This window comes from Bradyrhizobium sp. LeoA1Lang, assembly GCF_055413685.1.
In genome coordinates this window covers 128,497-143,188 of sequence record NZ_JBVAPG010000001.1, presented here as the reverse complement: position 1 = coordinate 143,188, position 14,692 = coordinate 128,497, and the positions used below count along the sequence as shown (strand labels likewise).

Here is a 14,692-nt window from a genome sequence, read left to right as displayed (position 1 = left end):
GTCATTGCGAGGAGCGACAGCGACGAAGCAATCCATCTCTCCACACGTGGCGCGATGGATTGCTTCGCGGAGCCCGTCATCGGGCGCGCGTTCGCGCGACCCGTTGGCTCGCAATGACAGCTCAGGCCATTTCGGGAAACCTTACCGCCTCCGGCGCGGTCCGCCCGCGGATCATGTCGGAGGCCTTGTCGGCGATCATCATCGTCGAGGCGTTGAGATTGGCGGAGATCATGCGCGGCATGACGGACGCGTCGACCACGCGCAGGCCCTGCAATCCGTGGACGCGGAGCTGGTCGTCGACCACGGCCCATCTGGCATCTGCCGGACCCATCCGGCAGGTGCAACCGGGATGGAATGTGGTGGTGCCGCGCTCGGTCGCCGCCGCCACGAGTTCGTCGTCGGTCTGCACGTTCGGTCCGGGGAAATCCTCGTAATCATAGTAGGGCGCAAGCGGCGCCGACTTCAGCAAGCGGCGCGCCAGCTTCATGCCGGCGACGACGACGCGGCGGTCGAGCTCTTCGACGAGATAGTTGGTCTGGATGACCGGCGGCGCGAACGGATCCGACGAGCGGATGCGGACATAGCCGCGGCTCTCCGGCCGCTGCTGCCAGGAGGCGACCGTCATGCCGGGCTCGTCCTCGAGCTGGCCCTGCACGCCTTCCTTGTAGCTCGCCGGCGTGAAGGTGAGCTGGAGGTCCGAGCTTTCCGTGGTCTCGCCGGAATGCCAGAAGCAATAGACCATGGTCGGCGACAGCGACAGCAGGCCGCGCCGCGTCGTCGCCCATTTCAAGGCCTCGACCCACAGGCTCAGTCCGCGCCGGAGCTCGTTGATGGTCTTGATGTTCTTAACGCGCGCGACCGAGCGCGGCGCGTAATGGTCCTGCAATCCCTCGCCGACACCGGGCAATGCATGGCGCACCTCGATGCCGTGCGACTGCAACAGTTCGGGCGAGCCGACGCCGGATAATTGCAGGACCTGCGGCGAGTTGTAGGCGCCGCCGGAGAGGATGACTTCCTTGTTGGCGCGCACCTCGACCGGCTCGCCGCCCCGCCCTCCCCGAAGATAGCGCACGCCGACCGCGCGCTTGCCTTCGAAGATGATGTTGGTGACATGCGCATGCGTGCGCACGTTGACGTTCGGCCGCTTGCGCGCCGGATGCAGGAACGCTTTCGCCGCGCTCATGCGCAGGCCGTTCTGGATCGTGCGCTGGCAGTAGGACACGCCCTCCTGGATCGCGCCGTTGTAGTCGGGGTTGCGCGGAATGCCGAGGCTGACGGCCCCCGCCATGAAGGCTTCGCAGAGCGGGTCCTGCCAGTCCATGGTGGTGACGGTGAGGCTGCCGTCGCGGCCGCGATAGGTCTCGTCGCACTCGCCGACGCGGCGTTCCATCCGCTTGAAATAGGGCAGCACGTCCGGATAGCCCCAGCCGCGGTTGCCGAGCTGCGCCCAGGTGTCGAAGTCCTGGCGCTGACCGCGGTTGTAGATATGGCCGTTGATCGAGGACGAGCCGCCGAGCGTCTTGCCGCGCGGCGCATAGATGCTGCGGCCGCCGGTCCAAGGGCCCGGCTCCTGCTGGTAGGCCCAGTTGACGCTCTTCATGTGGAACGTCTTGATGAATCCCGCCGGCAGATGGATATAGGGGTGCCAATCTTTCGGGCCGGCTTCGAGCACGCAAACCGTGGTGCCGGCATCCTCGCTCAAGCGGTTGGTCAGAACGCTACCAGCGGAGCCCGCGCCGATAATCACATAATCGAACGTTTCCATCGTCTCGTTTCTGGCGCGGCAGAGCGGCTACCGCGGCTTTTCGTTGAGTTGATAGTTGAGATGCGCCTTCACCGTCGGCCATTCACTGGCGATAATGCTGTAGACGACGGTGTCGCGCAACGTGCCATTCGCTGCGATCTGGTGGCTGCGCAGGACGCCGTCCAGCTTGGCGCCGAGCCGCTCGATGCCGCGGCGGCTCTGGTGGTTGAAGAAATGCGTGCGGAACTCTACCGCAATGCAATCGAGTGCCTCAAAGGCGTGCGTCAGTAACAGCAATTTGCACTGCGTATTGACCGCGCTGCGCTGCACACGCTTCGCGTACCAGGTCGAACCAATCTCGACGCGCCGGTTGGGCGCATCGACATTCATATAGGTCGTCATGCCCGAGATGGTGCCGCCGGCATCGAACACCGTGAACGGCAGCATCGATCCGGCCGCCTGCAGACCAAGCCTGCGGTCGATCTCTTTGCGCATGTCTTCCGGGCGCGGAATGGACGTGTACCAGAGCTTCCAGAGCTCGCCATCCTTCACGGCCTCGACGAGTCCGTCGATGTGATCCTGCGACAGCGGCTCCAGCCGCGCCTGCGCGCCGCGAAGGGTGATCGGTTCAAGCCAGGGCATGCAACATCCTCTCCGTCATTGCGAGCGAAGCGAAGCAATCCATAGCGCCACTTGCGGGGACAGTGGATTGCTTCGTCGCTTCGCTCCTCGCAATGACGTACTACATCACTTGTTCAAAAAATTCAGCGGCAACCCAGGCCGCGACCAGTCCATCGCGATCAGCTCGCCCTTGCCTGACAGCGTGATGTAGGCGGTCTTCAGCTCAGGCCCGCCGAAGGCGATGTTGGTGGTGACGCGGTCGCCGGTCGGCACCTGCTCGACCAGGGTACCATCAGGCGCGATCACGGAGATGCAGCCCGAAACCAGCGTCGCCACGCAGACATTGCCGCTCGCCTCCACCGCAAGCGAATCGAACATCTGGTAGCCGCCGAGCCCGGCAATCGGCTTGCCGCGTTCGCCGCGATAAATCACGTCGCGCGGCTTGACGGTTCCGGGCGCAGAAAGATCATAGGCCCAGAGCCGCACCGTGGGTGTCTCGGCGATGTAAACCGTGTTCTCGTCCGGCGACAGGCCGATACCGTTGGCCGGCAGCAGGCCGTGCACGCCTTCGACAATCTCCTTCATGCCGGGCTTGATGTAATAGAATGCGCCGACATCCATCTCGCGGGCGCGCCGCTTGCCGAGATCGGAGAACCAGAGCCCGCCATGCTTGTCGAAGACGAGGTCGTTCGGCCCCCTTAGGGCATGCTCGCCGCATTTGTCGACGACGGTCTCGACCTTGCCCGACTGCAGGTCGACGCGCTGGATCGAGCCGCCGATATAATCGTCCGGCTGCGGCCCCGGCATGATCATGTTGCGCGTCGGGATCCAACTGAAGCCGCCATTGTTGCAGATGTACATCTTGCCGTCGGGACCGAGCGCGGCGCCATTGGGGCCGCCCGGAATCTGCGCCACCACTTCCTTGCGCCCGTCCGGATAGACCCGCGTTAGCCGCTTCCCGCGGATTTCGACCAGCACCACCGATCCATCCGGCATCACCACCGGCCCTTCCGGAAATTCGAGATCGGTGGCAAGAACGCGGATATTGGCCATGAAATCCTCCCGGCTGCTTATGGCTGCAAGGGGATTTTTCGACCGCCCCACGCAACGTATTGTTGGCGCGGAGTTATGGCAAAGACGCCGTTGCTTGCCAAGCAAGCGCGAAGCAGGGCAGCTTTGCGAGCTGCCGTAGGATGGGTAGAGCGCAAGCGAAACCCATCCTCTCGCCCCATCTCACCCGCCGCATTGATGGGTTTCGCTGCGCTCGACCCATCCTACAGGTCCATCACTCCTTGACAGGCACCCAGATCTCAAGGCCGCCATTGCCGGTCATAGGATCGAACGTCTCGTCATAGCGCTCGAAGTTCGGCGCATCGGCCGCCTTCATGCCGGATTGCGGCAGCCAGTGATTCCAGATCGTGTTCACGGTCCGCCGGATCGTGGAGATGTGCTCGCTGTGGGTGAAGACCGCATATTTCTGCTCGGGGATTCGCACCCGGCTGAACTCGCGCGGCAGATCGGAGAAGTCGGCGACCTCGACGCCGGCGATATAATCGAAATTGCCGGCGTCATCGCCGTTGCAGCAGACGCCATAGGCGACGTTGCCGATGCGGCCGGGAATGTTGCCGACCGTCTGGTGAAAGCGTTGCCACTGGTTCGGAATGCCGGCGCCATCGCAATTCCCGTGATTGTAGCGTTCGCCGACGCCGGCGACGAGGAACGCCTTTCCGGTCGCAATACGCGGCGGGCTGAGATGATCGAGCGCGGTTGAATCCATCATGATCGGCTCCTGTAGTTTAAGCTTGCTGAGGCACGTCGTGGCGCGAACCGTTTCGGGCGTGACGCCGAAATGGTCGCGGAACGCGCGGGTGAACGCTTCGTGAGAGCCGTAGTCCGCATCCAGCGCCAGGCTGAGAATATCCGGCGCGCCGCTCGCGAGCGCGCGAGCCGCCTCGCTGAGACGGCGGGCGCGCACGTATCGCATCACCGAAAACCCTGTCGCCGCCGCAAACGCGCGCACCAGGTGGAAGCGCGAGACACCGGCGATGCCGGCGATCTCGTCGAGCGTCAGCGGCTGACCAAGATGGCTCTCGGTGTACCAGAGCGCCTTCTGGGCTGGATTCATGGCTGTCGGCCTCCCCTCAAAGCGCGTCCATCATGCGCGATCGCGCCGAGCACCGTTTGACAGTCCTTGCTGTCCGGCGGCGACCAGAGCGTCGTTCCGTCCCACGGAAATTGCAACCCACCCGTCGCTGGCAAGGTGAGGCCAATCGTGCATACTCGCTGACGCATCGATCCGACGGCTCACCCAAAGCTGCCCATAATCAAGACTGCAAGAGCCGCGGCGAACTGTCAGGGAGGACAATGATGCATTACCGGCTCTTGAACTATGCCCAATCCACGCTGCTTGCGACACTTCTGGCTGTCGCGCTCGCGGGAACCGCCAGCGCACAAAAGAAATACGACCCCGGTGCCACCGACACCGAAATCAAGATCGGCAACATCATGCCCTACTCCGGCCCGGCTTCGGCTTATGCCACCATCGGCAAGACCGAAGCGGCCTATTTCAACAAGCTCAACGCGGAAGGCGGCATCAACGGCCGCAAGATCAACTTCATCAGCTATGACGACGCCTATAGCCCGCCGAAGACGGTCGAACAGGCACGCAAGCTCGTCGAGAACGACGAGGTGCTGCTGATCTTCAACCCGCTGGGCACGCCGGGCAATACCGCGATCCAGAAATACATGAACTCGAAGAAGGTGCCGCAGCTTTTCGTCTCCACCGGCGCCGCCAAGTGGAACGATCCGAAGAATTTTCCGTGGACCATGGGCTGGCAGCCCAGCTATCAGGTCGAAGCGCGGATCTACGGCAAGTACATCCTGCAGAACTATCCGGGCAAGACGATCGGCGTGCTCTACCAGAACGACGATTTCGGAAAGGACTATGTGATCGGCCTGCGCGAGGGCCTCGGCGATCAGGCTGGCAAGCTGATCATCGTGGAGGCCTCCTACGAGACCAGTTCGCCCACGGTGGATTCCCAGGTGGTGCAGATCAAGGGCGCCAATCCCGACATCTTCGTCAACATCGCGACGCCGAAATTCGCGGCGCAGGCGATCAAGAAGATCGCCGAGCTGGATTGGCACCCGGTGCAGTTCCTGACCAACGTCTCCGTCTCGATCGGCGGCGTCATGAAGCCGGCCGGCTATGAGGCCAGCCAAGGCGTGCTTTCCACCAACTATCTGAAGGATCCCAAGGACGCCGAATGGAAGAACGATCCCGCCATGAACGAGTGGCGGGCATTCATGGGCAAATGGTATCCTGAAGGCGATCTCGACGATGCCGCGACCGTGTTCGGCTATGGCGTCGCCAAGGGGCTCGAGCAGGTGCTGCGCCAATGCGGCGACAACCTCACCCGCGAGAATGTCATGAAGCAGGCGGCCAATCTCGATTTCCAGATCGGCATCTACCTGCCGGGCACGCGCATCAAGACCGGCCCGAACGACTTTGCGCCGATCGAGCAGCTCCAGATGACGCGCTTCAAAGGCGAGAGCTGGGAACGGTTCGGCCCCGTCATGAGCGGCGAGAAGAACTCTTAAAAGTAGCCGTCGCTTCAAATCGGCGTATCCCGCTCGTGCGGGATACGCCATTCCGCCTTGGAGAAACACCATGAAAATCACTGATGTCCGCGCACACCACATCCGCATCCCCTATGACGCCGGCCCCGCGAGCTTCCGGCAGGGCGCGTCGGCGATCGCGGCGCTCGACATGGTGCTGGTCGAAGTCTCGACCGATAGCGGCCTCACCGGTTGGGGCGATGCCTTCGCTTATGTCTGTCCGCGCACGACCTGCACCGCGATCGAGGAAATGATCGTGCCGCAGGCGCGTGGCCTCGACGTGCCTGATGCCTCCGGCATTCCCGCCGTCATGGAGCAGATCCAGCGCAACCTGCATCTGTTCGGCCGCTACGGCATCACGATGTTCGCGATCTCGGGGCTCGACATCGCGCTGTGGGACCTTGCCGGCAAGATCAAGGGCGTGCCGCTGCATCGGCTGATCGGCGAGGCCAGACGCGCAAAGATCCCGGCCTATGCGAGCCTGATGCGGATCGGCACGCCGGAACATATCGCGAGCGAATGCGAGGCCGCGCTCCGTCGCGGCTATGGCGCGATCAAGCTGCACGAGACCACGACGCCGGCGGTGTTCGCGGCACGCAACGCGATCGGCAGCGACGTCCCGCTGATGGTCGACATGAACTGCCCGCTGGATGGCCCGAGCGCGATTGCTTTCGCTCAGGCCTGCCAGGCGGCAAGTCCGATGTTCCTCGAGGAGCCGGTCTGGCCCCCGGAGGATTTTGCCACGCTCGCCGACGTGCGCGCCAAGGGCGGCCTCGACATCGCGGCGGGCGAGAATGCCTGCACCGTGCACCAATTTCGCCAGATGATGACGGCGGACGCCGTCAGCCATGCGCAACCCTCGGTGACCAAGGTCGGCGGCATCACCGAGTTCCTGAGAGTTGCGGCGCTCGCCGACGAACTCGGCGTCAAGATCGTTCCGCACTCGCCCTATTTCGGACCGGGCTTCCTGGCGACGCTGCACCTGATGTCGATACGGGACGACGGCTTCATCGAAGTCTTCTACATGAAACGGCCCGCCTGCCTCTGGCGCGGCCGCGCCGATGTCGATGCAAGCGGGAGTGTCGAAGTGCCGCAAGGGCCCGGCCTCGGCTATGAGCCCGACAGAGACGTGATGGAGCAGTACCGCGTGTCGTGACCAACCGACCGCGCGAATTATTTCGCCGTCTCTTTCGCCGCCGGCGCAGCGTCCTTTGCCGGCGGCATATCGGCTTTCTTCTTCAAGTCCTCGTCCATCTTCTTCTGCGCGGCCAGCAGATCATCCACGCGCTTCTGCAAGGTCGCGGATGCACTCTTGAGGCTTTCAATCTGGCGATTGGCGGCATCGAGCTTCTGCTGATGATCGGTCACAAGCTTCGTGATCGTCTTCTGCAGGAAGTCGACGTTGCTCTGCAGGCAGCTCGTGCGCCGCTCCCAGGTCTTCTCGACGGTACAGATCTCGATGCCCGGAACATCCTGAGCTTTAACTTTGGTGAATGCCAGTGTGCTGGATACAAGCATCACGAACACGGCGATCATCATCTTAACGTTCATTAAATCCTCCACGCGCTCACGGCAATGTGCGCAAAGCGCGGCGACATCGTCAGAGATACCACACTGTAACCGCATTCCGGCGTTGTCCTCCACTCATTGCGGGGTGCGGGGGGCTTTTGGGAACTCAAACGTTTCCACGCATCGAAAGTGGAGAATAATCAGATGGCAACGCGCGAAAAGCGACTGGCGCAATTCGATGGCAACGGCGAACCTCCGCCGAACGAGATCGTCGAAGTGCTTTGCGAAGATCAGAGCGGCACATATCAGTTGCCGTTCGCCTGTCGCTTTATCGACGGTCATTGGCTCAATGACCAATCCGGCGGAACGGTCGAGGCGACCGTGATTGCCTGGCGCTTTCCTCGCGTAAAGCAAACAGGCGCAGCTTAGGAGACCACAGAAGAGTTGTTATCGGCTTCTGCTCCGCGAGAGACGCGGCGCTCACACCGAAGCAAAGCTTGCGAGAGGGACGAAGGCTCATCCCTCTCGCACCCGCTCTGTCCCAAAATGCAACGGGAGAGTTCACCGCCTTAAGGTTCGGAACGCCGGTGGAACGAAGCGCGTCCGAATCAGTGATGAAGCGCCGTACGCTGTTGTTCACGGCTAGATGTCGGTGCCAGTCCGAGCCGGCGCACCACATGCAGGAGAACAATCAGCGGCCGCAGCCAACGGCCAACCACAAAAGTTAATTCCTCCGGAGACGACATGATCGGTCACTTCCAAGGCGTCACCGACGGCACCTTCTCGGTGGCCGGCGGCATATCGACGGACTTGAAGTCCGCCGGGCTCACGATCTCCAGATATTCCATGTCCGGTGAGTAATCGAAGAGGTAGTGCACGATACCCGGCCGCTGATGCACGACATCGCCGGCCTGCACCAGCGTCGGCTTGTCTTCGTACATGAAGCGCGCCCAGCCCTTCATCATGATCACGATCTGAAAATCGCAATCATGGCGATGCCAGCCGGTGCCATCCTCGGGCGGGCAGTCGGGATTGGCCTTGACCAGATGGCAGATCACCTGGCCGCCGGTGGCATCGGCTATGCCGAGATCGCGGTAGAGGAAGAAATCGCGCAGGCCCCCGCCTTTGAATACGGTATCGCCTGGTTTGACATGAGAGAACTTGCTGACAACGGCATGCTGGTTCATTTGAAGCCTCCAACGTTCTCGATCGCGAGAGCGCGGCTACGCAAGGCGTCCAAATTTTCGGCAGCGTCGCATCGTCGCGTTCACAGCTTGATTGGTGCCATGCGAAATCCGCGCCAGTCGCGCTGCGGTGCGGCGATTTCTGCAGATATCGCTGGCCAGGCGGACGAAGCGTTTGGAACCAAGCCTGAATTTGAGTCGAGTGATTTTCTGCGGCGCAACCACCGCTCCCCTGCCGCTACGCGCGCGCGGCTTCCGTGGCACGAGCTTTAGGCAGTACCTGCACCCTACCTGAGCCCGCTGAACGCGCAGCCGGCAGGCAGTACTGCCTAATATTCGACCTCCAGCTCCTCGACATCGGCGGGCTCGGCCTTGGCCGCCTCGACCCACTCCCGCACCTCCGGCATCGACATGATGGTCTCGGCATAGGCCGCAAGCGTCGGCTCGAGCTTGACGTCGTAGGTGATGAAGCGGGTGACGACCGGCGCATACATCGCGTCCGCCATGGTGCGGCGCTCACCGAACAGGAATGGCCCACCGGACGCTGCGAGGCATTCGCGCCAGATGGTGCAGACCCGGTCGATATCGGCCTGCGCGCGCGACCAAATCTTGAAGCCGGGAAAATGGCCTTTCAGATTGACCGGTAGCGAGGCCCGCAGCGTCGTGAATCCGGAGTGGACTTCACCGCAGATCGAGCGGCAATGTGCTCGCTTTATGCGGTCTTCCGGCAACAGACCCGCATGCGGCATGATCTCGTTGAGATACTCGCCGATCGCCAGCGTGTCCCAGACGGTAGCGCCCTCGTGGCGCAGGCAGGGCACCAGGATCGACGACGATAGCAGCAGGAGTTCCGCGCGCGCCGACGCGTCATCTGGAGCGGTGATCACCTCCTCGAATTCCAGCCCCGCGAACTTCGCCAGCAACCAGCCGCGCAGCGACCATGACGAATAGTTCTTGCTGCTGATGGTCAGTGTCGTTGCCATAGAGCCTTCCCTCACGCCTCAACGTCGACCGCACGGACTCAAAGCCTCCAGCCTATCCTTGCGGATATCGCCCCTGCTCATTGCCTGAGCGCCGAGTATCCCAAGCAGCAAGCTACGTGCCAATTTCGAGGGCGGTTCGACTCCGCTTTGGCTTCGATATTGCATAGCAACACCGGGCAAGGGCGGTCGCGTATGATGTCAATGTCAATGATGTACCAAGCCTACCAGAATCACATGGACCTGACGGCACCATGGCGCACGGGGGCGGCGGCGGCACTTAGATATATTAATCTGGTACCGCAGGGGGTCTCGGACCGGTTGTTTGGCCGGCTTGCGGCCGCACTCGAACTGATCTCGCGCTCGACCCTGACCTACACCCGCCCCGACTACGGCATCGGCAGCGTGAAGGTGGGCAATCGGGAATTGGAGGTGCGGGAGGAAGTCAGCTACGCCACGCCGTTCGGATCGCTCCTGCACTTCAAGAAGGTCGATGGGCCCGAGCACCCGCGCCTGTTGCTGGTGGCGCCGATGTCCGGTCACTTCGCGACGCTATTGCGCAGCACGGTCACGACGCTGCTGCAGGATCACGACGTCTACATCACCGACTGGCACAATCCGCGCGACATTCCGCTCGACCAAGGCCGTTTCGGGCTCGAGGATTACACCGACCATCTCATCACCTTCCTCGACAAGCTCGGCCCGCGCGCGCACATGGTCGCGATCTGCCAGCCCTCGGTATCGGCACTGGCGGCAGCGGCGATCATGTCGGAGGACAATCACCCCGCGCGTCCCGCATCGCTGACCTTGATGGCCGGGCCGATCGACACGCGCATCCAACCGACCAAGGTCAACGAATTTGCGAAGAGCAAGCCGATAAAGTGGTTCGAGGACAACCTCATCAACTATGTCCCGATCCAGTGCCGGGGCGCGTTCCGAAAGGTCTATCCGGGCTTCGTGCAGCTCACCGCCTTCGTGTCCATGAACCTCGAGCGCCACATCAAGCAGCACATGGACCTCGCCAATCATCTCGCCAAGGGCGAGAAGGAGAAGGCAAACGTCATCAAGACTTTCTACGATGAATATTTCGCGGTGATGGATCTGCCGGCCGAATTCTACATCGAGACCGTGCGCGACGTGTTCCAGGAGCATCTGCTGCCCCAGGGCAAACTGATGCACCGGGGGCGGCCGGTGAATCCCGCTGCGATCAGGCGCATGGGCCTGATGACGGTCGAAGGCGAGCGCGACGACATCTGCTCGATCGGGCAGACGCTGGCGGCACAAGACCTCTGCACCGGCGTGCGCGGCTATCGCAAGGTGCATCACATGCAGGCCGGCGTCGGCCATTACGGCGTGTTCAGCGGCAAGCGCTGGAACAACGAGATCTATCCGCTGTTGCGCGACTTCGTGCACGTGAATTCGTGAGCTGTTCGTCATTGCGAGCCAACGGGTCGCGCGAACGCGCGCCCGATGACAGGCTCCGCGAAGCAATCCATTTCTCCACGCGCGGAGGCATGGATTGCTTCGTCGCTATGCTCCTCGCAATGACGGCTGGAGACCCTAGCCACTCAACTCCGCACGCAATAGTCTACCGGGCACGACGACCCCCCAGAGAATCGTCCCGGGAGAAACAACCATGCGGCCCTCCGCGACTTTCCGCAGCTTCGCCCTTGCCTTCATCGGCGTACTCTTCCTCACCGCCTCTGCCTCCGCCGCCGAAATCCGCGTGATGATCTCGGGCGGGCTGACCGCCGCCTACAAGGCCCTGGTGCCCGAATTCGAGCGCAGGACCGGCCACAAGGTGTCGACCGCCTATGGACCGTCGATGGGAACCACCGTCAACGCAATTCCGGTGCGGCTCGCGCGCGGCGAGCCCGCTGACGTACTCATCATGGTCGGCTACGCCCTCAATGACCTCGCCGCGCAAGGCAAGGTGATAGCCGACAGCCGCGTCGAACTCGTCAAATCGCCGATCGGGATCGCGGTGAAATCAGGCGCGCCAAAGCCGGACATCAGCTCGGCGGATGCCGTGAAGCGCGCGCTGCTCGCGGCAAAGTCGATCGCCTATTCCGACAGCGCAAGCGGCGTCTATGTGTCGACCGAAATGTTCCAGAAGCTGGGCATTGCCGAGGCGATGAAGGATAAAGCAAGGAAGATTCCGGCCACGCCGGTCGGCGAGATCGTGGCCAAGGGCGAAGCCGAGATCGGCCTCCAGCAGATCAGCGAGCTGAAACCGGTCGCCGGCATCGATATCGTCGGGCCGCTGCCGGATGAGCTGCAGAAGATCACGGTGTTTTCCGCCGGGATCGCCAGCACCTCCAAGGAACCCGACGCCGGACGGGCGCTGATCCAATTCCTCGCATCGCCCGACGCCCGCGCTGAACTGATCAAGAGCGGACTGGACCCGATCCCCTCCAGCAGCACCACGCACTAGGCGTGGACTCATTAACGCGCAGCCTTAGCCTGGTCGATGCAGGCTGAACGAGTGCGAGGAGTTTGAATCACAAACGTCGGGCCAAACTCAATGCTCATGGCGCAGGCCCGGCGACAGGTTGGTTTTGGGGCGAAGCGGACATCAGATGCGAGGCAAGGCCCGAGACCCGGTCGAAAATGAACCAACTCGGAATCGCAGGCAGTGACAGTGAGCGACTGCTTCTCAGCTTGACGGTCATGCGAACGGCCGAATTTGTATAGCCGCGACCTCGATCATCACGAGACCGCGATCTGCCGGAAGTGCATAGGCAGGCATGCCATTTTCCTCTTGGAAGGCGGATGCGCTCGCTGCGTTCGCGGTCGTAGGGTGGAGCATTGAATTTGCTAAACCAAGGGAGAACGGCCATGAAACTTGCGACGATAGCACTAGCTTCTGCGTTCGCGCTCTCAAGTACGTTCGCACTTGCAGCCACGAAGCATCCTAAGAGGACGCATCACGGTAGTTACGCCCGGATGCAGCCCGCTATGAACTATGGTGGGAGCAACTACGGTTGGAACAACCCCGGTTGGAATACCCCGGGTTGGAACAACTACCGCGGCGGCCCGAACAACCGGGGCGGGTTGGTTGGCGGCGACGACCCCGGTACCTACAGGCCCTAAAAGTAAGCGCCGCGATTCTGCGCTCTTAAGCGCTTTTCGACCGAAGTAGCGCTGCGCCTTACCGTGCGGCTTGAAAAAGAAACTGAACAACACTCGACGCGCGATTTCCGGTGAGCCTGACAAACAGGCTCACCGGAAGTGCTGTGATGGGTTCGCGGCGGCGGTCCGAGGGCGCTTTCTATTGCAAATCGTCGACCGTCAAATTCGGAGGAAACGGATCATGTGCGCTGGAAGAAGTATCGCGGTTGGCGTGCTCACACTGTTCGTTGCCGTGATGGTGGCAAGCCCGCAGGCGATCGCACAGCAACAGAAGCGACCGAACGTCGTCATGCTGATGACGGACGATACTGGCTGGAACGATTTCGGTGCCTATTCGGGAGGCGGCGCTGGTCTCGGCCATCCAACGCCAAACATCGACCGGATCGCCAAGGAAGGTGCGACGTTCACGAGCTGGTACGGTCAAGCAAGCTGCACGGCAGGCCGGTCCTCGTTCCAAACCGGGCGCATCCCGATCCGTTCGGCGCCCTCCATCGTGGTCGCTCCGGGCGACGAGAATGCGCGGAAAAAGGAAACGCCGACCATCGCCGAGTTCTTTCAAAAGAACGGCTACTTGACGTACTTTTCTGGCAAGTGGCATCTCGGCGACAAGCCCGAGTCCTACCCGATCCAGCACGGCTACGACGAGATGAAGGCGTTCGCGGCGTATTATCCGGGCGTCTACACTTATGCCGACACGTCCAAATGGTTCCATCCGTGGTTTCCCTCGTACAACCCGGAGATCGCAAAAGCCTATTTTGAAGTCGTGAACATGTACGAATGGGAGGGAGTTGCGGGGCAACCGGCGAAGCGAGGGGAGTACATTACCTACGATTACCTCGCCAGCTTCGACGTCCGGCAAGCCGATTACGCAATCGATTACATCAAGAAACACGCCAAGGACGCCAAGCCGTTCTTCATGGACGTCAATTTCATGAAGATGCACAACCCGACCAATGCCGCAGCAAAGTTCGCTGGGAAGTCCCGGTTGGGCGACTACTCGGATTCGTTGCTCGAGCTCGATGACGACATCGGCCGGATCATGGACACCATCCGCGCGGAAGCGCCGAACACGATCGTGATCGTGACGGCGGATAACGGTGCGTGGCAGGATGCTTATCTGACGCTGGCACGACGCCTTTCCGTGGCGAAAAGGGTACAGCATTTGAAGGCGGTTGGCGCGTACCTGGATTGATGTGGTGGCCCGCAAACATCCCGGCGGGTGCGCAGTACCATGAAATGATGTCGCACATCGACTGCTGGGCGACGCTCGCCAAGATGGTCGGCCTGACGCCACCGCCGCACGGCGCTTGGACCGACAACAATGGCAAGCCAATCTACTTTGATAGCATCGACAACAGCGAGTACGTCCTCGGTCGTTCGAAGCACTCAGCACGAAGGTCGTGGGTTTACATCGACGGCGAAAGCTTCATGGGAGTGCGCGCGGATGTCGGTGGTGATCCGGTCAATCCCGATCTCAGCATCGCGTGGAAGTATCTATGGACGGCCAAGGACACCTGGCTCGGTTCCGAGCAGAACCTGGGCGCGATTGGCGCGGTTTACAACCTCACCATGGACCCGTTCGAGAAATACGACATGATCTTCAACGGTGCGGTGTCGGCACGCATGCCCACACAGTCGCCGGGCAAGTACGCCGGACAGGATAATGGTTGGCTCATGGCGGTAATCGTCCCTGTCGTGATGGAGTTCAACAAGTCCATCGTTGACTTTCCAAGCATCAAGCGGGTTCCGGGTGGAGCCTCGAACGATTGGCGACCCGATCTCCAACGTCCTGACAACCCCGTACCGTTGCTGGACATGAAAAACCCACCGCGGATCAAGGCCGGCGGCGGGTAATAGTTGACGAGACTAACTTGCGTGCCGCTGCGCCAGTGGCTGGCGCAGTGCCA

14 protein-coding genes are annotated in these 14,692 nt (G+C 61.8%); 7 read left to right on the top strand and 7 right to left on the bottom strand.

Annotated features, from left to right (window positions below):
• Positions 1–121: 121 nt before the first annotated feature.
• The 4 genes from ACZYOF_RS00615 to ACZYOF_RS00600 all read right to left on the bottom strand — a co-directional run bounded on the left by ACZYOF_RS00615 (position 122) and on the right by ACZYOF_RS00600 (position 4,490).
• Entirely contained in the window at positions 122–1,765 is a 1,644-nt protein-coding gene (locus ACZYOF_RS00615) for a GMC family oxidoreductase (protein ID WP_463714435.1), read from the bottom strand.
• Positions 1,766–1,792: 27 nt separating this feature from the next.
• Entirely contained in the window at positions 1,793–2,386 is a 594-nt protein-coding gene (locus ACZYOF_RS00610) for a GNAT family N-acetyltransferase (RefSeq protein WP_282531477.1), read from the bottom strand.
• Positions 2,387–2,491: 105 nt separating this feature from the next.
• Entirely contained in the window at positions 2,492–3,418 is a 927-nt protein-coding gene (locus tag ACZYOF_RS00605; RefSeq protein ID WP_463714434.1) for an SMP-30/gluconolactonase/LRE family protein, read from the bottom strand.
• A 232-nt stretch (positions 3,419–3,650) separates the two neighbouring features.
• Positions 3,651–4,490, bottom strand: a complete 840-nt coding sequence (locus ACZYOF_RS00600; protein ID WP_463714433.1) for an AraC family transcriptional regulator — start codon at positions 4,488–4,490, stop codon at positions 3,651–3,653.
• Positions 4,491–4,729: 239 nt separating this feature from the next.
• On the opposite strand from ACZYOF_RS00600, the gene ACZYOF_RS00595 reads away from it, so the two are divergent.
• Entirely contained in the window at positions 4,730–5,962 is a 1,233-nt protein-coding gene (locus ACZYOF_RS00595; RefSeq protein WP_463714432.1) for an ABC transporter substrate-binding protein, read from the top strand.
• Between the two features lie 70 nt (positions 5,963–6,032).
• Positions 6,033–7,136, top strand: coding sequence for a mandelate racemase/muconate lactonizing enzyme family protein (locus ACZYOF_RS00590; RefSeq protein ID WP_463714431.1), 1,104 nt, complete (start codon positions 6,033–6,035; stop codon positions 7,134–7,136).
• A gap of 17 nt (positions 7,137–7,153) precedes the next feature.
• Here the strand turns inward: ACZYOF_RS00590 and ACZYOF_RS00585 are convergent, their stop codons facing one another.
• A complete protein-coding gene (locus ACZYOF_RS00585; protein WP_463714456.1) occupies positions 7,154–7,516 on the bottom strand; it encodes a hypothetical protein in 363 nt (120 codons plus the stop codon).
• Between the two features lie 177 nt (positions 7,517–7,693).
• Between ACZYOF_RS00585 and ACZYOF_RS00580 the strand changes: the two genes are divergently transcribed.
• Entirely contained in the window at positions 7,694–7,918 is a 225-nt protein-coding gene (locus ACZYOF_RS00580) for a hypothetical protein (RefSeq protein WP_130580365.1), read from the top strand.
• A gap of 323 nt (positions 7,919–8,241) precedes the next feature.
• Here the strand turns inward: ACZYOF_RS00580 and ACZYOF_RS00575 are convergent, their stop codons facing one another.
• Both ACZYOF_RS00575 and ACZYOF_RS00570 read right to left on the bottom strand, forming a co-directional pair.
• On the bottom strand, positions 8,242–8,676 hold the full coding sequence (locus ACZYOF_RS00575; RefSeq protein ID WP_463714430.1) for a cupin domain-containing protein: 435 nt from the start codon (positions 8,674–8,676) through the stop codon (positions 8,242–8,244).
• Positions 8,677–9,002: 326 nt separating this feature from the next.
• Positions 9,003–9,656, bottom strand: coding sequence for a glutathione S-transferase (locus ACZYOF_RS00570; RefSeq protein ID WP_463714429.1), 654 nt, complete (start codon positions 9,654–9,656; stop codon positions 9,003–9,005).
• Between the two features lie 201 nt (positions 9,657–9,857).
• Between ACZYOF_RS00570 and ACZYOF_RS00565 the strand changes: the two genes are divergently transcribed.
• From ACZYOF_RS00565 to ACZYOF_RS00550, 4 genes are all read left to right on the top strand, one after another.
• On the top strand, positions 9,858–11,078 hold the full coding sequence (locus ACZYOF_RS00565) for a polyhydroxyalkanoate depolymerase (RefSeq protein ID WP_130580371.1): 1,221 nt from the start codon (positions 9,858–9,860) through the stop codon (positions 11,076–11,078).
• 211 nt (positions 11,079–11,289) lie between these two features.
• Entirely contained in the window at positions 11,290–12,087 is a 798-nt protein-coding gene (locus ACZYOF_RS00560; protein WP_394568661.1) for a substrate-binding domain-containing protein, read from the top strand.
• Positions 12,088–12,816: 729 nt separating this feature from the next.
• Positions 12,817–13,977, top strand: a complete 1,161-nt coding sequence (locus ACZYOF_RS00555; protein WP_463714428.1) for a sulfatase-like hydrolase/transferase — start codon at positions 12,817–12,819, stop codon at positions 13,975–13,977.
• Complete coding sequence (locus ACZYOF_RS00550; RefSeq protein WP_463714427.1) at positions 13,887–14,639, top strand: sulfatase-like hydrolase/transferase; 753 nt, start codon at positions 13,887–13,889, stop codon at positions 14,637–14,639. The genes ACZYOF_RS00555 and ACZYOF_RS00550 overlap by 91 nt, the downstream gene beginning before the upstream one ends.
• Positions 14,640–14,692: the final 53 nt, after the last annotated feature.